This is a genomic window from Streptomyces sp. DSM 42067 (assembly GCF_055792885.1).
The window spans coordinates 3,857,020-3,875,806 of sequence record NZ_CM147706.1 but is presented as its reverse complement, the minus strand read 5'-3'; the positions used below and the strand labels follow the sequence as shown (position 1 = coordinate 3,875,806).

Sequence of the window (18,787 nt, the reverse complement as noted above, 5' to 3'; positions counted from 1 at the left end):
TCGGCTCAGCGGGGTACGGGGACGTGGGCGAGGATCGCGTTGATCACGGAGTCGGCGGTGACGCCCTCCATCTCGGCCTCGGGGCGGAGCTGGACACGATGGCGGAGGGTGGGGAGGGCCAGTGCCTTCACGTCGTCGGGGATCACGTAGTCGCGGCCCGTCAGCCAGGCCCAGGCGCGGGCGGTGGCGAGCAGCGCTGTCGCGCCACGTGGAGAGACGCCGAGTGTGAGCGACGGGGACTCGCGCGTGGCGCGGCAGATGTCGACCACATAGCCCGTGATCTCGGGAGATACGGACGTTTCGGCGACGGCCGCGCGGGCGGCCTCCAGGTCCGCGGGCCCTGCTACGGGGCGTACGCCGGCGGCGCGCAGGTTGCGCGGATTGAAGCCTTCCGCATGGCGCGTGAGGACGCCGATCTCCTCCTGGCGGGAGGGGAGGGGCATGTTGAGCTTGAGGAGGAAACGGTCCAGCTGGGCTTCGGGGAGGGGGTAGGTGCCCTCGTACTCGATCGGGTTCTGGGTGGCGGCGACCAGAAACGGCTCGGGCAGCGGGCGCGGGACGCCGTCAACCGTGACCTGGCGCTCCTCCATCGCCTCCAGTAGGGACGACTGGGTCTTGGGCGGGGTGCGGTTGATCTCGTCGGCGAGGAGCAGGTTGGTGAAGACCGGGCCCGGCTGGAACGAGAACTCGGCGGTGCGGGCGTCGTAGACCAGTGAGCCGGTCACGTCGCTGGGCATCAGGTCGGGGGTGAACTGGACGCGCTTGGTGTCGACGTCGAGTGCGGCCGCGAGCGCGCGTACGAGAAGGGTCTTGGCGACGCCGGGGACGCCTTCGAGGAGGACGTGGCCGCGGCAGAGCAGGGCGACGACGAGGCCCGTGACGGCGGGGTCCTGGCCGACCACGGCCTTGGCGATCTCGGTGCGCAGGGCCTCCAGGGACGCTCGGGCGGTGCCCGGATCCCCTGCGTGACCGGCGTTGTCAGTGGTCGGGTCCATCATGAAGTGCGTACCTCTCTTTCGAGGGCGTCGAGTTGGTCGGCGAGGGTGATGAGGGCTGCGTCGTCGCGGGGTGGCGGCCCGAAGAGAAGCGTGAGCAGGTCCTGTCCGCTGCCGTGGAGTTGGGCGGAGAGGGCTGGGAGGAGTGCCTCGGGCGCGTGCGCCTGGGCGGGGGATACGCCGAGGAGGGGTGCGAGGCGGGTGCGGGTGGCGGCGCGGAGTGCTGTGGCGGCGCGCTCGCGGGCGTTCGCCTTGCGGTAGAGGCGGGCGCGGCCTTCGGCGGTTTCGGAGGCGCGGATGGCGACGGGGAGGCGTTCAGGTACGAGGGGGCCGAGGCGGCGGCCGCGCCAGAGGGCTGCGAGGCCGGCGGCGATGGTGAGCTGCAGGGTGCCCCAGAGCCAGCCCGAGGGGATCAGGTCGAAGAAGCTGCGGTCGCCGGCGTCGGTGGCGGTGTCGCCGGAGAGGGAGGGGAGGTACCAGACCAAGTGGGTGCGGGAACCGAGGAGTTGCAGGGCGAGCGAGGCGTTGCCGTGCTGGTCGAGGCGGTCGTTGTAGAGGATGTCGGCGGCGCCGATCACGACGGTGTCGCCGGTGCCGTCGGCGGCCGGGATGCGCACGAGCGTGGGAAGGCCGTCGTCGGGGTAGCAGCGGTCGGCGTCGGTCGCGGCGGTGGTGTAGCGCCTTCCGCCGGTGTCGGCGATTCCCGCGCGGCGGGCGGCGGGCAGGTCGCAGCCGGGGGAGAGCGTCGAGGCGAGGCTCGGAGCGGGGTCTGCCGTGACGCCTGGGGCGAGCGTGCCGAGCGACGGATCCCCGGGGGCGACCAGGACGGTGCGGCCGCCGGAGTCGGCTGTGGCGGCGCGGAGTTCGGTCTGCTGGCGGTCGGTGAGCAGATCGGGGGCGGCCACGAGGAGGGTGGTGTCGGGGCCCGCTGCGGCACGGGCCTCATCGGTGGTGGTGACGACGCGCGTGGACACGCCCCGGTCGTCGAGGAGTTCGGCGACGGCCCGGCTTCCGTAAGGGTCGGCGGAGCGGGGGTCGAGTCTGCCGTGCCGGTCCCCGGAGCGGACTGCGGCCAGCGCGATCGCGGCCGCCAAGAGGATCACGAGTGCGAGCACGACGCCTCGGGCGCGGGTCCACCGCTGACGGGCGGTGGGCGAGACCGAGGTGGGGGTGAGGGTGGCCTCGCTCATTCGGCGGCCCCGTGGTGGGTGGTGCTGTGGGGCGTGCTCTGGGCGCTGCTCGCGCTTCCTGCTGTGGCGGCGAGGACTGGCTTGGTGCGTTCCAGGTCGTGGTCCAGATCGGAGATGCGGCGGTACGCCGGTTGGTTTGCGGTGCGGCCGCCGTATGTGACGTCGTCGAACTCGCGGGCGGCAGCGCGTAGTCGGTCCGTGTGGGCGGGCAGGACGCGGCCGGCTTCCGCGGCGGCCTCGTCGGCGGTGCGGCCAGGGCGGGGGTCGAGCAGGGCCCGCTCCTCCAGGGAGCGGACGACGGCTCGCATCCGCTCCTGGACAGCCTGGCTCCAATGGCCCTGGGCCGCATGCGCTTCGGCGGCAGCTCGGTGGTCTGCCGCGCTGCGTGGCCGGTCGTCGAAGAGCGGCGCGGAGGATGCGGGCGCGCGGCGCGGTGTGCCGAGGCGCCACCAGAGCGCGGCCAGGAGCGCGACGACGGTCAGTACGACCACGAAGAGGCCGACACCGCCGCCAGGTGTAGCGGCGGAGGCGGCGCTGAGGAGACCGTCGACCCAGTCCCAGAACGTGTTCAGGGCGCGTTGCAGCAGGCCGGGGTCGTTGTCGTGGTACATGGGCCGTGACAGTTCGCGCTCGGCGGCCTCTCGCGCCGGGTCGCGCGGGATCGTCACCGGCGGTTCGTCGTCGGCGCGTGGCAGCAGCCGAGCCGCCCTGAGAACTCCCCCCGTCGCACTCACTGCATCAGCTCCCTGGCGTGCCCTGTGCGCCGGAAGCGTATCCCTGGACGCCTGCGGCGCGGGCGAGTTCGAGGTCCAGGGCCTCGCGGCGGATCCTCTGGTCGATGTAGAGCAGCACGGTGACGCCGGCGGTGATCGGGAACGTGAGCGTGGATCCGATCACGGAGCCGATGCCGCTGACGATGAGGAACGTCCAGCCGACGTCCCCGACCCCGCTGTCGAGGAAGCCGGTGATGCCGCCGCCGCTCAGTGCCCCGGCGAGGAAGGCGAACGGGATCACGATGATCGACGCCACGATGTTGGCGATAATCGCGGCGAGCAGCTGGATGCCGAACACCCGCCACCAGGCGCCGCGCACCAGCTTGGCCGAGCGGCCCATCGACTTCACGATGCCTTGTTTCTCGAGCATCAGGGCGGGCGAGGCGAGCGAGAGGCGGATCATCAGCCAGAGGGCGACGATCCCGGCGGCCAGCGCGCCCAGTACGGCCAGTGCGGCACCGGCTTCGGCACCTCCCGCGACGGCGATGAGGATGCCGGGCAGGGCGCCGACGCCGACGATGGCGAGGGCGAGGAGGAGCAGCAGGAAGGTCAGGCCGAACAGTTTCAGCAGCTGTGGGCGTGCGTCGCTCCAGGCTTCCCGGGTGGTGACCGATTTGCCGAGCACGGCGCGGCTCGTGACGGTCGTGAGCAGGCCGGTGGCGACGATCGTGCCGAGCAGGCTGATCAGCAGGATGACCCCGGAGTTCAGCAGGGTGTCGCTCATCGCGCGCATGAGTTCGTCGACGGTTGCGCTCGGGTCTTCGAGGGCGGCGGTGCTGCTGTCGTCGAGTGCGAACTTCTGCAGCAGAACGACCACGATCTCGGTGACGACGGCCACGGCCAGGGAGATGCCGAGAACAGTGCGCCAGTGCGTACGCATGGTCGACACGGCGCCGTCGAGGATCTCACCGACGCCGAGCGGGCGCAGCGGGATGACACCCGGCTTGGCCGCCGGCGGAGGGCCGCCCCAGTTGCCGCCCCAACCGCCGTGGCCCGCAGGGCCGCCACCGTAACCGCCGGGTCCCCGGGGAGGCTGCTGACCGCCCCAGCCGGTGCCGGCGGTCGGCGGCGTCTGGCCGGGGGCCTGCTGACCGGGAGCGGACCATTGGCCGGGCGGGGGCTGCTCCTTGGACCATTTCGAGGAGGGGCGCTTGTCGTCCGCCGGATCCACCGGGCCGTTCTGGCCGGGGGTGGTGTCGGTGGGGCGGGAGGCGTCCGGTTCCTGTCCGTCGGAGGGGGCAGATCCGGGCGAGGCCCAGCCCGGAGTGTCGTTCATCGTCGCTCCTTCACGGTGCCCGTCCGCGGTTGCGGCGGCAGGTTGGCAGCCATCGTGCCACGGTGTGTCCGGCTGTGGACCGGGCGGACCAGGCAGCTTCTCGGCTGTGCACCTTCAATTGTCCGTCGGGTAAGGGGCAGACTGGTCGAATGGCTGATCAGTACGTGCAACCCCATGAGGAATCACAGTCCTCTCAGACGCCGGCGATCCGCTGGGAAGAGCCACCGGAGGGTCCCGTACTGGTCCTTCTCGATCAGACCAGACTGCCGGCCGAGGAAGTCGAGCTGGTGTGCACCGATGCCCCGGCTCTGGTGCAGGCGATCCGGACGCTTGCCGTGCGCGGTGCACCGCTGCTCGGTATCGCAGGGGCGTACGGTGTCGCGCTCGCCGCCGTGCGCGGGTTCGATGTGGAAGAGGCCGCCGATGCGCTGGCGAGCGCTCGGCCCACCGCGGTGAACCTCGCGTACGGGGTGGGCAGGGCCCGCGCGGCGTACCAAGCTGCACTCGCAGGCGGTGGCGGCCAGGAGCAGGCCGCCACGGCAGCGCTCGCGGCTGCGCGTGCGCTGCACAAGCAAGACGCTGAGGCGAGCGCGCGGATGGCGAGGCACGGGCTGGCGCTGCTCGACGAGCTGCTGCCCGGCGGCAACCACCGGATCCTCACTCACTGCAACACCGGGGCACTCGTGTCGGGTGGTGAGGGCACGGCATTCGCCGTGGCGCTGGCGGCGCACAGGGCAGGGAAGCTGCGCAGGCTGTGGGTCGACGAGACGCGGCCGCTGTTGCAGGGCGCGCGACTCACCGCGTATGAGGCGGCGCGCAACGGCATGCCGTACACGCTGCTCACGGACAACGCGGCGGGATCGCTGTTCGCGGCGGGTGAGGTGGACGCGGTGCTCATCGGCGCCGACCGCATAGCGGCCGACGGTTCGGTGGCGAACAAGGTGGGGAGCTATCCGCTCGCGGTGCTGGCCCGGTACCACCATGTGCCGTTCATCGTGGTGGCTCCGCTGACGACCGTGGACCCGGACACCCCGGACGGCGCCTCGATCGAGGTGGAGCAGCGGGCCGGTCATGAAGTGACGGAGGTCACGGTGCCGCAGGCGCCGATGGCCGGGACGGAAGCAGGAGGCGGAATTGCGGTGGCTCCCCTGGGAACCCAGGCGTACAACCCGGCGTTCGACGTGACGCCGCCCGGATTGGTGACAGCGATCGTCACCGAACAGGGCGCCGTGTCGCCCGTGACCGCCGAGGCCCTGGCCGACCTGTGTGCCAGGTCACGCCAGGTAACGATTAGCTAATGGGATGATGACGTTTATGAAGGGACGAGTCCTTGTCGTCGACGACGACACCGCACTGGCCGAGATGCTCGGCATTGTGCTGCGTGGTGAAGGTTTCGAGCCGTCGTTCGTCGCGGACGGCGACAAGGCGCTGGCCGCCTTCCGTGAGACCAAGCCCGATCTGGTGCTCCTCGATCTGATGCTGCCCGGCCGGGACGGCATCGAGGTGTGCCGTCTGATCAGGGCCGAGTCGGGCGTGCCGATCGTGATGCTCACCGCCAAGAGCGACACCGTCGACGTGGTGGTCGGACTCGAGTCCGGTGCCGACGACTACATCGTGAAGCCGTTCAAGCCGAAGGAGCTCGTGGCCCGTATCCGGGCGCGGCTGCGCAGGTCCGAGGAGCCGGCGCCGGAGCAGCTCGCCATAGGTGACCTGGTCATCGACGTGGCCGGCCACTCCGTGAAGCGGGACGGTCAGTCGATCGCGCTCACCCCGCTGGAGTTCGATCTGCTGGTGGCGCTGGCCCGTAAGCCCTGGCAGGTGTTCACCCGCGAGGTGCTGCTCGAGCAGGTGTGGGGCTACCGGCACGCGGCGGACACCCGTCTCGTCAACGTACATGTGCAGCGGCTGCGCTCGAAGGTCGAGAAGGACCCGGAGAAGCCGGAGATCGTGGTGACAGTACGTGGCGTCGGATACAAGGCCGGACCCAGCTGATATGTCCCGGGACAGTGCCGCTCCGGCGTCCGGGATGCCGGGAGCCCGCTCGGGGCGGCCTGTCGACCGGAAGACACCTGCCTCGCGCCTCGCGCGCCTGCTCGAAGGCGGGCTGCTGCTGCAGGGCGGGATGCAGGGCAGCCCCGTGCTGCGTCTCTTCACACGTTGGGTGCGGCGTCCGCTGCTGCCCGCGTTGCGGCTGTGGCGGCGCAACATCCAGCTCAAGGTCGTCGTCACCACCCTGCTGATGTCACTGGGCGTGGTCCTGCTGCTGGGCTTCGTCGTCATCGGGCAGGTACGCAACGGCCTGCTGGACGCCAAGGTGAAGGCATCGCAGAGCCAGGCCACGGGCGGTTTCAAGGCCGCCGAGACCGCCGCTTCCCCCACGGGCGGCGACCAGGACGCAGGCCCCGCGAACGGCCGCACCGAGCAGAACACCGCGGTCTGGATGACCGACCTCGTGGGGCAGCTGGCCAGCGGTGGCCAGAGCGCCTTCGACGTGGTCACCCTCAGTCCGGCCGCGTCCGGTGACGCCAGTGCGCGGGCTCCCCGGGCCTCAGGCGGCGTCAAAGCCGTGCCGAGCATTCCCGAAGAACTGCAGGACCGCGTCGAACAGGGCACCGGCGCGTTCCAGAGCTACACGCGCATCGTCTACGACAGCGGGCAGGAGTCGCAGCCGGGACTGGTCATCGGCAAGCGGCTCAACGATCCGAACAGCCAGCCGTACCAGCTCTACTACCTCTTCCCGCTCACGCAGGAGGAGAAGTCGCTGAGCCTGGTCAAGGGGACGCTGGCGACCGCCGGGCTCTTCGTCGTGGTGCTGCTGGGCGCCATCGCCTGGCTCGTCGTACGGCAGGTCGTGACGCCCGTACGGATGGCTGCAGGGATCGCCGAGCGGCTGTCCGCCGGGCGCCTCCAGGAGCGTATGAAGGTCACCGGAGAGGACGACATCGCGCGCCTCGGTGAGGCCTTCAACAAGATGGCTCAGAACCTCCAGCTCAAGATCCAGCAGCTGGAGGACCTCTCACGGATGCAGCGGCGCTTCGTGTCGGACGTCTCGCACGAACTGCGCACCCCGCTGACGACCGTCCGGATGGCCGCCGACGTCATCCATGAGGCGCGCGAGGACTTCGATCCGGTGACAGCCCGTTCCGCGGAGCTGCTCGCCGACCAGCTGGACCGCTTCGAGTCGCTGCTCGCGGACCTGCTGGAGATCAGCCGTTTCGACGCGGGCGCGGCGGCGCTGGAGGCGGAGCCGATAGACCTGCGGGAGGTCGTACGCCGCGTGGTGGGCGGGGCCGAGCCGCTCGCGGAGCGCAAGGGCACGCACATCCGGATCGTCGGCGACGAGCAGCCGGTCGTGGCGGAGGCCGATGCGCGACGCGTAGAGCGTGTGCTGCGCAACCTGGTCGTCAACGCCGTCGAGCACGGCGAGGGCAAGGACGTCGTGGTGAAGCTTGCCGTGGCCGGCGGCGCGGTCGCCGTCGCCGTGCGGGACTACGGGGTGGGCCTGAAGCCCGGCGAGGCGACCCGGGTCTTCAGCCGCTTCTGGCGGGCGGACCCGGCACGCGCGCGTACCACCGGTGGAACGGGTCTCGGACTGTCCATCGCCCTCGAGGACGCGCGGCTGCACGGCGGCTGGCTGCAGGCGTGGGGGGAGCCGGGCGGAGGCTCGCAGTTCCGGCTGACGCTGCCGCGTACGGCGGACGAGCCGCTGCGGGGTTCACCGATACCACTGGAGCCCGACGACTCACGGCGCAACCGCGGTCTGAACGACGCGGGGCTGCCCCTCGGGAGCAGCAGCAAGCTCGCCACGGTGCCCGCGCAGCATTCACCCATGGATGTCCCCCGGGCCGAAGGCTGGGGGAACACACCTTCGCAGAGGCCCACGCGCGCGCCGATCGCCCCGCAGCTGGGCGCCGCGCCCGCGTCCGCTCCTGCCGCGGATCCGACAGCGCTTCCGGGGAGCGGTGCGCGGGTCGTGCCGCGGCAGTCCGGGGACGTCGCCGACAGGGCAGCTGCTCGGCCGGCACCGGCTGGTCAGGGCGGAGACGGCGAACCAGCCGAAGAGGAGGCCGGGAGCTGGGAAGCGGTGTCCCCGGTCCGTGAAGGCCGGAAGGATCCCGTCGGCGACGCGACGGGCCCGGTGAGGGAAGGGGAGACCTTCGGTGGGCGCTGAACGCTTCGGGCGTGGCCGTCGGCGGCCGTTGCGGGCCGGGCTGGTCCTGGCCTGCAGTGGCGTCCTGCTGGCGGGCTGCGCGTCCATGCCGGACAGCGGGGACGTGCGGGGCGTTCAGGCCACGCAGGGACCGGACTCACAGGTCCGGGTCTTCCCCATGCCGCCGAGTGACGACGCCTCACCCGTGGAGATAGTCCAGGGCTTCCTGGAGGCGCTGACGAGCGACGACCCGCAGTTCGAGGTGGCCCGCAAGTATCTGACCGCAGAGGCGTCCAAGAACTGGAATCCGGACAGTTCAACCGTGATACTCGCCGACGGCCCGACCACCGAGGTGGACCGCGGTGGCAACGACGGAGGCGGTGATCGCACCTACTACACACTGACCGGCCAGAAGGTCGCCAGGGTGGACGCTCAGCACGCTTATCAGCCCGTTGGGGGCCGGTACAGGGAGGCGGTGCATCTCACGAAGGTGGACGGCCCCGACGGCCAGGAGTGGCGTATCGACCTGCCGCCGGACGGGGTGGTCCTCGGTGACTCCGACTTCCAGCGGATCTACGAACCGGTCGACAAGTACTACTTCGCGTCGGACTCGTCGTCCGACGGCGACGGACAGAGGGAGCTCGTCGCGGACCCCGTCTACGTGCGCGGGCAGATCGACCCGCTGACAGAGACGGTTAAGTCGCTCCTCGCAGGGCCCACAAACTGGCTCGAGCCGGTGGTGCGATCGCGCTTCCCCAGCCGTACGCAGCTGAAGAAGGGCACGAAGTCCCTGTCGCCCGACGACCAGAACAAACTGAAGGTCCCGCTGAACCGGAAGGCCGACCATGTCGGGCGGGCACAGTGCATGGAGATGGCCGCTCAGCTGCTGTTCACCATCGACGATCTGACCCCGTCAGGCGTCGACGAGGTCGAACTGCAGCGCTCGGACGGTTCGCAACTGTGTGTGCTGAGCCAGGCCCAGGCGGAGACGATGGCACCGCACCGCACGGTCGGCCCCGCCGAATACCAGTACTTCCTCGATGAGAAGCACCGTCTGGTACGGATGGGCGGCAGCGGCACGCCCTCCGAGCCGGAGCCGGTGCCAGGCCCACTGGGCAACGACGATCAGACGCTGCGGTCGGCGGCGGTCTCGCGTGACGAGGAGCGGGCGGCCGGTGTGTCACTGGATGGGCGCTCGCTGTTCGTCGCATCGCTCACTTCGGGCGGCTCGCTCGGGGATCCGGTGGTGAAGAGCCGGGCCAAGTCCGAGAGCGACCGGCTGTCGACGCCGAGTTGGGACGGCAGGGGCGACCTGTGGGTCGCCGACCGCGATCCCAAGGATTCGCGACTGCTTCTGCTGGAGAAGGGGGCGGGGGAGCCGATCGAGGTGGCCACACACGACCTCGACGGCGGGCGCATCGAGGCGGTGCGGGTGGCCGCCGACGGCGTACGGGTCGCGCTGCTCGTGAAGGAGGACGGCAAGACGTCCCTGCGGATCGGGCGGATCGAGCGCCGGGACGGGTCCGGAGAGCGGCCCGAGGTGTCGGTGGTCAGACCGCGCCTGGCGGCGCCGCAGATGGAGGTCACGGCCATGTCGTGGGCGGGCGGCAGCCGCCTCGTCGTGGTCGGGCGCGAGTCGGGTGGTGTGCAGCAGATTCGGTACGTCAAGTGCGACGGTCTGACGCCTTCGGGTGGAGTGCTTCCCGGCCTCAACGGAGTGAAGGAGATAGCCGCCTCGGAGAACGACCAGCTGCCGTTGGTGGCGAACTCGGACGACGGGATCGTACGGCTGCCGGTGGGGGCGGCCTGGCAGACCGTCGTTGAGGACGGGACGGCGCCGGTTTATCCGGGGTAGCCGGCTTATTGGGGCGGCCTGTCGCTTGTCGCGGACCGGCGTTTGTCCCAGGCCGGCGCTTGTCGCGGGTCGGGCTCTTCTCGCGGGTCGGCTCTTCTCACGGCGCCGGATCTCGCGCTGCGGTGGCCGGGGCGCCGTCCGTCCGGTGACGGTGGCGCCGAGTTGTCCACAGGGCGTTATCCCGAGTTATCCACAGGGGTGGCAGCCCCGTGTCTGCAGAGGCACAGTGGTGTGCATGCGGGGGTGGTGGCAGGACCTCACAGACCTGGTGCTGCCGGCCGAGTGCGGAGGTTGCGGACGGCCTCGCACGGCGCTCTGCGCGCAGTGCCGTGAGGCCTTGTGCGATCGCGCTCCGTGCCGGGTGCGGCCGGTGCCGGAGCCGGCGGGCCTGCCTGTGGTGCACGCGGTCGCTCCGTACGTGGACGCGGTACGGGCGGTGCTGCTCGCACACAAGGAGCGAGGCGCATTGGGTCTGGCGAGGCCGCTGGGCGAGGCGCTGGCGGGTGCGGTGAGGGTCGGAGCAGGGGAGGGGCATGGGTTCGGGGGCCTCATACAGACAGGCCGTGTAGAGCAAGAGCATGGGCACACAGGGGGTGAAGAGCATGTGCCTTGTCGGTGGGCCGGGCATGGGCGGGCCGGGCCGGATGGCGCCGGACACGCCACGTCCACGGGGTGTGGGCCGCTGTTGCTGGTGCCTGTGCCGTCCGCGCGGCGGGCTGTGCGGGCGCGTGGGCACGATCCGGCGCGGCGGATCGCGCTCGCCGCGGCCGGCGAGTTGCGCCGGGCGGGGATCCCCGCCCGGGTGCTCGCAGTACTGAACCAACGGCGCCCGGTGGCCGATCAGTCGGGGCTGAACTCCCGGCAGAGGCTGGCCAACCTGACGGGCGCCCTTGAGGTGGTGGCCGGGGGCGGACGGCTACTGCGCGGAGGCGGCCGGATCGTCCTGGTGGACGATCTCATGACGACGGGCGCCTCGCTGACGGAGGCTGCGCGGGCCGTCCGCGCGGCGTGTACGGAAAGCCACACGGGACAGGAGGGACAGGGCAGAGCTGGGAGAACGCGTGGATCTGGTCGAGCGCCGGGAACGAGCGGAACAGGAAGAACTGAGGAAGTATCGACTGGAGCGGCCGGGGTAATGCTCCGGAGGAGCACACCGGTGAACATGATCAGCGCCGCCGTCGTCGCTGCCACCCCCGATTCCTTCGAATAATCCGGAACTGGGTAATGACCTGCGTTGTTGCAGGCAGTGACCGGGTTAATTCACCTGAATGGAGGTACGTCGCGGTAGAGGGTGACGACATCCGCCCGGGCGAGATATGTTCGGGTGTGAGGGAATGGCGTCGCCGTCCCTCGCATATCCGAATGCCGTGCCGTGGGGTTTTTCTGTAATCACCCGGTCGGCGGGGTGGAGATCTTGCCCGTGGGGGAGGAGGAGGTGGAAGTCACCGAGTCCGAGGCTCCCGGGGCATTCCGGGGCCTGGTGCAAAAGGGAGATGCTCCGCGCCGAAGCGGAGCGATCCGGGAACGGAGTTCTGCGTGGACATCGTCGTCAAGGGCCGCAAGACCGAGGTGCCCGAGCGGTTCCGGAAGCACGTGGCCGAAAAGCTGAAGCTGGAGAAGATCCAGAAGCTCGATGGCAAGGTGATGAGCCTCGACGTCGAGGTGTCCAAGGAGCCCAACCCCCGACAGGCCGACCGCAGCGACAGGGTGGAGATCACGCTCCGCTCCCGCGGTCCGGTGATCCGGGCAGAGGCCGCGGCGAGTGACCCGTACGCGGCGCTGGACCTGGCGGCCGACAAGCTGGAAGCGCGGCTGCGCAAGCAGCACGACAAGCGGCACACACGGCGCGGTACGGGCAGGCTGTCGGCAGCCGAGGTGGCGGACCGGGTCCCCGGTGCGGCGACGCTCAACGGGGACGGCACGCTCGCCAGGGAAGAAGAGCCGGACGGTGTGCCGACGAAGAAGATGGGTCCCCTTGAGGTCAAGGGTGAAGGCCCGCTCGTAGTCCGCGAGAAGACCCACGTCGCGGCACCGATGACACTTGACCAGGCGCTCTACGAAATGGAGCTGGTCGGGCACGACTTCTATCTTTTCGTCGACTCCGAGACGAAGGAACCGAGCGTCGTCTACCGGAGGCACGCCTACGACTACGGCGTCATCCACCTCTCCACGGACCCCATGGTGGCCCAGCCGCCGTCGGCTGAAGCGGGCGGTGCACTCGGCGGTTGACGTTCCCCGGTGACCGCAGGACCGGTGCCCCTGGCGTGCGCGTGCGCCCCCGGGGGCACCCGTGTGCGCCCCTCCGAAACCGCGCTGTCGCCCCACTGCCGTCCGGGCATGAAATCATGGCGGTCAGGTCAACCCGTCGGCAGCGGCCACGGGTTGGCGCAGGACCCACCTGGCAGCGCAGACCGGGCAGCTCAGGGACACAGGCCACGGCCTTCAGGGGGAGGAACGATGGCGGACAGCTTCGGACCGATGCATGACGAGGACGCCGACGACGGCGCCGTCGCCATGGGACCGGACGGGGGCTCCCCGCGGAAGGAGCCCATCAGGGTCCTCGTGGTGGACGATCACGCCCTCTTCCGCCGCGGCCTCGAGATCGTTCTCGCTGCCGAGGAGGACATCCAGGTCGTCGGGGAGGCCGGTGACGGTGCGGAGGCCGTCGACAAGGCCGCCGACCTGCTGCCCGACATCGTGCTCATGGACGTCCGAATGCCCAAGCGCGGCGGCATCGAGGCATGCACCTCCATCAAGGAGGTGGCTCCCAGCGCCAAGATCATCATGTTGACGATCAGCGACGAGGAGGCAGACCTCTACGACGCGATCAAGGCGGGCGCCACGGGCTATCTCCTCAAGGAGATCTCCACCGATGAGGTGGCCACCGCGATCCGTGCCGTGGCAGACGGGCAGTCGCAGATCAGCCCGTCGATGGCCTCGAAACTGCTCACCGAGTTCAAGTCGATGATCCAGCGCACCGACGAGCGGCGCCTCGTGCCCGCCCCGCGGCTCACCGACCGCGAGCTCGAGGTCCTCAAACTCGTGGCGACCGGGATGAACAACCGCGATATCGCCAAGGAGTTGTTCATCAGCGAGAACACCGTCAAGAACCATGTGCGGAACATCCTGGAGAAGCTGCAGCTGCACTCCAGGATGGAGGCCGTGGTGTATGCGATGCGGGAGAAGATCCTCGAGATCCGTTAGTGGATCTCCGCCGCCGGATCTCATGCGGAAACGCCGACGGCCGAAGCCGTGCGGGCGGCGGCCACGGCGTCAGGCGAGCCTGCGGGCGAGCTCCGCCGACAGCGGCTCGCGGAGCTCCTCCGGATCCAGCCGCTCCACGCGTACATCGGTGCAGCCCACCCAGCGTGCGGCCTCGACCAGGGCCTCAGCCACGGCGGGGACGGCCTTGCGGCCCTCCAACGACACCTGCCTGGCGACCAGCGTCCGGCCCTGACGTGCGGGGTCCACCCGGCCGACCAGCCGGCCCCCGGCCAGGACGGGCATCGCGAAATAGCCGTGCACCCGCTTTGGCTTCGGCACATACGCCTCCAGGCGGTGCGTGAAGTCGAATATCCGCTCGGTGCGCGCCCGCTCCCAGATCAGCGAGTCGAACGGGGACAGCAGCGTCGTACGATGCCGGCCGCGCGGCACCGTCTCCAGCGCCGCCGGGTCGGCCCAGGCAGGCTTGCCCCAGCCCTCCACGGCCACCGGCACCAGCCCCGAGTCCGCGATCACCGCGTCGAACTGCTCGCCCTTGAGCCGGTGGTAGTCCGCGATGTCCGCGCGCGTGCCCACGCCCAGTGCCTCGCCGGCGAGGCGCACCAGCCGGCGCAGGCACTCGCTGTCGTCCAGCTCGTCGTGGAGCAGCTCGTCCGGGATCGCGCGCTCCGCCAGGTCGTACACCCGCTTCCAGCCGCGGCGCTCTGTGCACACCACCTCGCCGTACATCAGCGCGCGCTCCACCGCGACCTTCGAGCCCGACCAGTCCCACCACTCGCCGCCGTTCTTCGCGCCGCCCAGCTCCGTGGCGGTCAGCGGCCCTTCGGCGCGCAGCTGCTTGATGACCTGGTCGTACGCCCCTTCCGGCAGGTCGTGGTACCACTGCGGCCGGGCGCGGTAGGCGCGGCGGCGGAAGGCGAAGTGCGGCCACTCCTCGACGGGGAGGATGCACGCCGCATGCGACCAGTACTCGAAGGCGTGCGGGGCGCCGTCGGTGCCCGGGGTCCAGTAGGCATCGTCCACCGTCTGACGCCCCACGGCGCCCAGGCGGGCGTACGGGATGAGCTCGTGCGAACGGGCCAGCACCGAGATCGTGTCCAGCTGGACCGCGCCGAGGTGCCGCAGCACGCCTCGCACACCCGCCTTGCGGTCGGGGGCGCCCAGGAATCCCTGTGCACGCAGCGCGATACGGCGGGCCTCGTCGGCGGAGAGCTCGGCGGTGGGACGCGGCGGAGTCATCATGCCCGCACGATAGGGCGTGCCACTGACAGCGGGCCCTGGCCTGCGGAGTTCAGGCTCGCGGGGCCGCTGCCGGGGCCGGAAGATACGGGGCCGCCGATGGGAGGCCGAGGTCCGACGGGAGCAGCGAGCCGACCCAGCAGTCGCGTCGCACGCCCTTGTTGTTGATCGCCGAGCGCAGCGTGCCCTCCATCGTGAAGCCGGCACGCAGGGCCACAGCGCGGGAGCCCTCGTTGCCGACCTCCGCCCGCCACTCGACGCGGTCCATCCCCGCGCTCGTGAACGTCCAGCGGCACACGGCGAGCGCCGCCTCGCTCACATAGCCCTGGCCGCGGTGCTCCTTGGCGGCCCAGAAGCCGATCTCGCCGGTGCCCAGGGAGCGCATGTCGATGCCCACCATCGCGACCAGCACGCCGCCCCGCGGAGTGCCGTCCCGCAGGAAGACGCCCAGCGTGAACATCGAGCCGTCCCGCCAGCCGTCGGGCACCAACTGCCCCACGAAGCCGTCGGCGTGCTCCCGCAGGTACGGCGACGGGATGGTGGTCCAGCGCTGGATGTCGGGGTCCTGGCAGGCCTTGTACACAGCGTCGGCGTCGTCGGCGTCGACGGTGCGCAGGAGGAGGCGGTCGGTGGTGAGCGTGACGGGTTCCATCGGCCGATTCTGCTCGGGCGTCCTCGCGGACGCCACCACATTCCCGGGCTGCAGGGGCGCCACCACGTTCCCGGGCGGCGGGGTACGCGGACATCTGGACGCCATGTGACCGTTTATCGGGTGACGGGTCACCCGTCACCCATCACCCATCACCGGTTACCGGTTACCGGGTGACGGGTGACGGGTGACGGGTGACGGAGCGTGGCCGACGAAGGCCGCGTGATCCGGCCGTCACAATTCGCAGCGGGATCGCGGCACCTTCGCCGCGCCCCGCCCGTTGTCCTAATGGCTGTCGTGATGGCAGACCTCCCGGCGCGGCGGGGTCCTCGCATACGATGGCCGTTGCTCAAGCAGTCAAGTGGAAACCGACCATGCCAGGCCCGACCGGCAAGGAGACCAACCCCCGTGTCCGTCCTCTCAAAGATCATGCGTGCAGGCGAAGGCAAGATCCTGCGCAAGCTGCACCGCATCGCGGACCAGGTCAACTCCATCGAAGAGGACTTCGTGGGCCTCTCCGACGCCGAGCTGCGCGCACTCACCGAGGAGTACAAGGAGCGCTACCAGGAGTGGGTCGACAGCGAAGGCAAGAGCGGGGACAGCCTCGACGACCTGCTCCCCGAAGCCTTCGCCACGGTCCGTGAGGCCGCCAAGCGCGTCCTCGGCCAGCGCCACTACGACGTGCAGATGATGGGCGGCGCCGCACTCCACCTCGGCTATGTCGCCGAGATGAAGACCGGTGAGGGCAAGACCCTGGTCGGCACCCTGCCCGCGTATCTCAACGCGCTCTCCGGCAAGGGCGTGCACCTGATCACGGTCAACGACTACCTGGCCGAGCGCGACTCCGAGATGATGGGCCGCGTCCACAAGTTCCTGGGTCTGTCGGTCGGCTGCATCCTGGCGAACATGACGCCGGCACAGCGCCGCGAGCAGTACGCGTGCGACATCACGTACGGCACGAACAACGAGTTCGGTTTTGACTACCTGCGCGACAACATGGCGTGGTCGAAGGACGAACTGGTCCAGCGCGGACACAACTTCGCGATCGTGGACGAGGTCGACTCCATCCTCGTCGACGAGGCCCGTACGCCGCTGATCATCTCCGGCCCCGCCGACCAGGCCACCAAGTGGTACGGCGACTTCGCCAAGCTGGTCACCCGCCTCAAGAGGGGCGAGCCGGGTAACCAGCTCAAGGGCATCGAGGAGACCGGGGACTACGAGGTCGACGAGAAGAAGCGCACCGTCGCCATTCACGAGTCCGGCGTCTCCAAGGTCGAGGACTGGCTGGGCATCGACAACCTCTACGAGTCGGTGAACACCCCGCTCGTGGGTTATCTGAACAACGCCATCAAGGCCAAGGAGCTCTTCAAGAAGGACAAGGACTACGTCGTAATCGACGGCGAAGTCATGATCGTCGACGAGCACACCGGCCGTATCCTCGCCGGCCGCCGCTACAACGAGGGCATGCACCAGGCGATCGAGGCGAAGGAAGGGGTGGACATCAAGGACGAGAACCAGACGCTCGCCACGATCACCCTGCAGAACTTCTTCCGCCTCTACGACAAGCTCTCCGGCATGACCGGTACGGCGATGACCGAGGCCGCCGAGTTCCACCAGATCTACAAGCTCGGCGTCGTCCCGATCCCGACGAACAAGCCGATGGTCCGCAATGACCAGTCGGACCTGATCTACCGCACCGAGGTCGCGAAGTTCGAGGCGGTCGTCGACGACATCGCCGAGAAGCACGAGAAGGGGCAGCCGATCCTCGTCGGCACCACCTCGGTCGAGAAGTCGGAGTACCTCTCGCAGCAGCTGAGCAAGCGGGGCATCCAGCACGAGGTGCTCAACGCCAAGCAGCACGACCGCGAGGCCGTGATCGTCGCCCAGGCCGGGCGCAAGGGCGCGGTCACCGTCGCCACGAACATGGCCGGCCGTGGTACGGACATCAAGCTCGGCGGCAACCCGGAGGACCTCGCCGAGGCGGAGCTGCGCCAGCGGGGCCTCGACCCGGAGGAGCACATCGAGGAGTGGGCCGCCGCCCTGCCCGCCGCCCTGGAGAAGGCCGAGGAGGCCGTCAAGGCGGAGTTCGAGGAGGTCAAGTCGCTCGGCGGGCTGTACGTGCTGGGCACCGAGCGCCACGAGTCGCGGCGTATCGACAACCAGCTCCGCGGCCGCTCCGGCCGCCAGGGCGACCCGGGCGAGTCCCGTTTCTATCTGTCGCTGGGCGACGACCTGATGCGCCTGTTCAAGGCCCAGATGGTCGAGCGCGTGATGGCCATGGCGAACGTTCCGGACGACGTGCCCATCGAGAACAAGATGGTCACGCGTGCGATCGCCTCCGCCCAGTCCCAGGTCGAGCAGCAGAACTTCGAGACCCGGAAGAACGTCCTCAAGTACGACGAGGTCCTCAACCGGCAGCGTGAAGTCATCTACGGCGAGCGGCGCCGCGTCCTGGAGGGCGAGGACCTGCACGAGCAGATCCAGCACTTCATGGACGACACCATCGACGCGTACATCGAGGCGGAGACCGCCGAGGGGTTCGCGGAGGAGTGGGACCTCGACCGGCTGTGGGGCGCCTTCAAGCAGCTCTACCCGTGCCGGGTCACGATCGAGGAGCTGGAGGAGGCGGCCGGCGACCGCGCGGGCCTCACCGCGGAGTTCATCTCGGAGTCCATCAAGGACGACATCCACGAGCAGTACGAGGCGCGCGAGGCGCAGCTCGGCTCCGAGATCATGCGCGAGCTGGAGCGCCGCGTGGTGCTGTCGGTCCTGGACCGCAAGTGGCGTGAGCACCTCTACGAGATGGACTACCTCCAGGAGGGCATCGGCCTGCGGGCCATGGCGCAGAAGGACCCGCTGGTCGAGTACCAGCGCGAGGGCTTCGACATGTTCACCGCCATGATGGACGGCATCAAGGAGGAGTCCGTCGGCTACCTGTTCAACCTGGAGGTCCAGGTCGAGCAGCAGGTCGAGGAGGTCCCGGTGGAGGACGCGGCGCCGGCTCCGTCCCTGCAGAAGGGCAGCCTCCAGGACGCCGTACCCGCGGGCGCGGCCTCCTCGGGCGGTGCCCGGCCCGAGATCCGCGCCAAGGGGCTCGACACGCCGCAGCGGCCGGACCGGCTGCACTTCTCCGCGCCGACGGTGGACGGGGAAGGCGGCATTGTCGAGGGCGACTTCACGAACGGGGACGCGCCGGGGCCGCGGTCCGAGTCGGATGGGCTTACGCGGGCGGAGCGGCGTAAGCAGCAGAAGGGCGGGCGGCGCCGCAAGAAGTGAGGGTGCCTGCGACGCGTGAGCAGTTGAGGGGCCGGGCGCTGGGCGCCCGGCCCCTTTGTCTGTCCCCGGGCTGCTGCCCAGCTGGGTGCACGTCCGACGCCCAGGGCGCCAGTTGTCGTGGGGCTGTGCCCACCGTCCCCTATTGCCTTAGGGGCATGAGTG

Annotated in this window: 14 protein-coding genes; 8 read left to right on the top strand and 6 right to left on the bottom strand. The window is 70.1% G+C overall.

What is annotated here, in order from left to right:
* Positions 1 to 5: 5 nt before the first annotated feature.
* From ACSMXV_RS17840 to ACSMXV_RS17825, 4 genes are read right to left on the bottom strand one after another with little or no spacing between them, the layout of a single operon-like run.
* A complete protein-coding gene (locus ACSMXV_RS17840) occupies positions 6 to 995 on the bottom strand; it encodes an AAA family ATPase (protein ID WP_473178977.1) in 990 nt (329 codons plus the stop codon).
* On the bottom strand, positions 995 to 2,185 hold the full coding sequence (locus tag ACSMXV_RS17835) for a DUF4350 domain-containing protein (protein WP_473178571.1): 1,191 nt from the start codon (positions 2,183 to 2,185) through the stop codon (positions 995 to 997). Before ACSMXV_RS17835 ends, ACSMXV_RS17840 begins: the two co-directional genes overlap by 1 nt.
* The gene (locus ACSMXV_RS17830) at positions 2,182 to 2,919 is read right to left on the bottom strand and encodes a DUF4129 domain-containing protein (RefSeq protein ID WP_473178570.1); all 738 of its coding nucleotides are present in this window, start codon (positions 2,917 to 2,919) and stop codon (positions 2,182 to 2,184) included. The genes ACSMXV_RS17835 and ACSMXV_RS17830 overlap by 4 nt, the downstream gene beginning before the upstream one ends.
* A 4-nt stretch (positions 2,920 to 2,923) precedes the next feature.
* Positions 2,924 to 4,234 carry a DUF7847 domain-containing protein gene (locus ACSMXV_RS17825; RefSeq protein WP_473178569.1) on the bottom strand — a complete coding sequence of 437 codons (1,311 nt, stop codon included), beginning with the start codon at positions 4,232 to 4,234 and terminating at the stop codon, positions 2,924 to 2,926.
* 149 nt (positions 4,235 to 4,383) lie between these two features.
* Here ACSMXV_RS17825 and mtnA point away from each other — a divergent pair, with 149 nt between their 5' ends.
* From mtnA to ACSMXV_RS17790, 7 genes are all read left to right on the top strand, one after another.
* A complete protein-coding gene (gene mtnA / locus ACSMXV_RS17820; RefSeq protein WP_473178568.1) occupies positions 4,384 to 5,532 on the top strand; it encodes an S-methyl-5-thioribose-1-phosphate isomerase in 1,149 nt (382 codons plus the stop codon).
* Positions 5,533 to 5,536: 4 nt separating this feature from the next.
* The gene (mtrA, locus tag ACSMXV_RS17815; protein ID WP_220137311.1) at positions 5,537 to 6,226 is read left to right on the top strand and encodes an MtrAB system response regulator MtrA; all 690 of its coding nucleotides are present in this window, start codon (positions 5,537 to 5,539) and stop codon (positions 6,224 to 6,226) included.
* 1 nt (position 6,227) lies between these two features.
* Complete coding sequence (mtrB, locus tag ACSMXV_RS17810) at positions 6,228 to 8,405, top strand: MtrAB system histidine kinase MtrB (RefSeq protein ID WP_473178567.1); 2,178 nt, start codon at positions 6,228 to 6,230, stop codon at positions 8,403 to 8,405.
* Positions 8,395 to 10,239 (top strand): LpqB family beta-propeller domain-containing protein, encoded by a 1,845-nt coding sequence (locus ACSMXV_RS17805; protein ID WP_473178566.1) that lies wholly within the window; start codon positions 8,395 to 8,397, stop codon positions 10,237 to 10,239. The genes mtrB and ACSMXV_RS17805 overlap by 11 nt, the downstream gene beginning before the upstream one ends.
* A gap of 235 nt (positions 10,240 to 10,474) precedes the next feature.
* Positions 10,475 to 11,449: a ComF family protein gene (locus ACSMXV_RS17800; RefSeq protein ID WP_473178565.1), complete on the top strand. Its 975-nt coding sequence runs from the start codon at positions 10,475 to 10,477 to the stop codon at positions 11,447 to 11,449.
* 326 nt (positions 11,450 to 11,775) lie between these two features.
* The gene (hpf, locus tag ACSMXV_RS17795) at positions 11,776 to 12,468 is read left to right on the top strand and encodes a ribosome hibernation-promoting factor, HPF/YfiA family (protein WP_374064400.1); all 693 of its coding nucleotides are present in this window, start codon (positions 11,776 to 11,778) and stop codon (positions 12,466 to 12,468) included.
* A gap of 228 nt (positions 12,469 to 12,696) precedes the next feature.
* On the top strand, positions 12,697 to 13,443 hold the full coding sequence (locus ACSMXV_RS17790; protein WP_181660482.1) for a response regulator: 747 nt from the start codon (positions 12,697 to 12,699) through the stop codon (positions 13,441 to 13,443).
* Positions 13,444 to 13,512: 69 nt separating this feature from the next.
* Here the strand turns inward: ACSMXV_RS17790 and ACSMXV_RS17785 are convergent, their stop codons facing one another.
* Both ACSMXV_RS17785 and ACSMXV_RS17780 read right to left on the bottom strand, forming a co-directional pair.
* On the bottom strand, positions 13,513 to 14,700 hold the full coding sequence (locus tag ACSMXV_RS17785; RefSeq protein ID WP_473178976.1) for a winged helix-turn-helix domain-containing protein: 1,188 nt from the start codon (positions 14,698 to 14,700) through the stop codon (positions 13,513 to 13,515).
* 52 nt (positions 14,701 to 14,752) lie between these two features.
* Positions 14,753 to 15,352, bottom strand: a complete 600-nt coding sequence (locus tag ACSMXV_RS17780) for a GNAT family N-acetyltransferase (RefSeq protein ID WP_473178564.1) — start codon at positions 15,350 to 15,352, stop codon at positions 14,753 to 14,755.
* Positions 15,353 to 15,757: 405 nt separating this feature from the next.
* Between ACSMXV_RS17780 and secA the strand changes: the two genes are divergently transcribed.
* Complete coding sequence (gene secA / locus ACSMXV_RS17775; RefSeq protein ID WP_473178563.1) at positions 15,758 to 18,625, top strand: preprotein translocase subunit SecA; 2,868 nt, start codon at positions 15,758 to 15,760, stop codon at positions 18,623 to 18,625.
* Positions 18,626 to 18,787 lie beyond the last annotated feature (162 nt).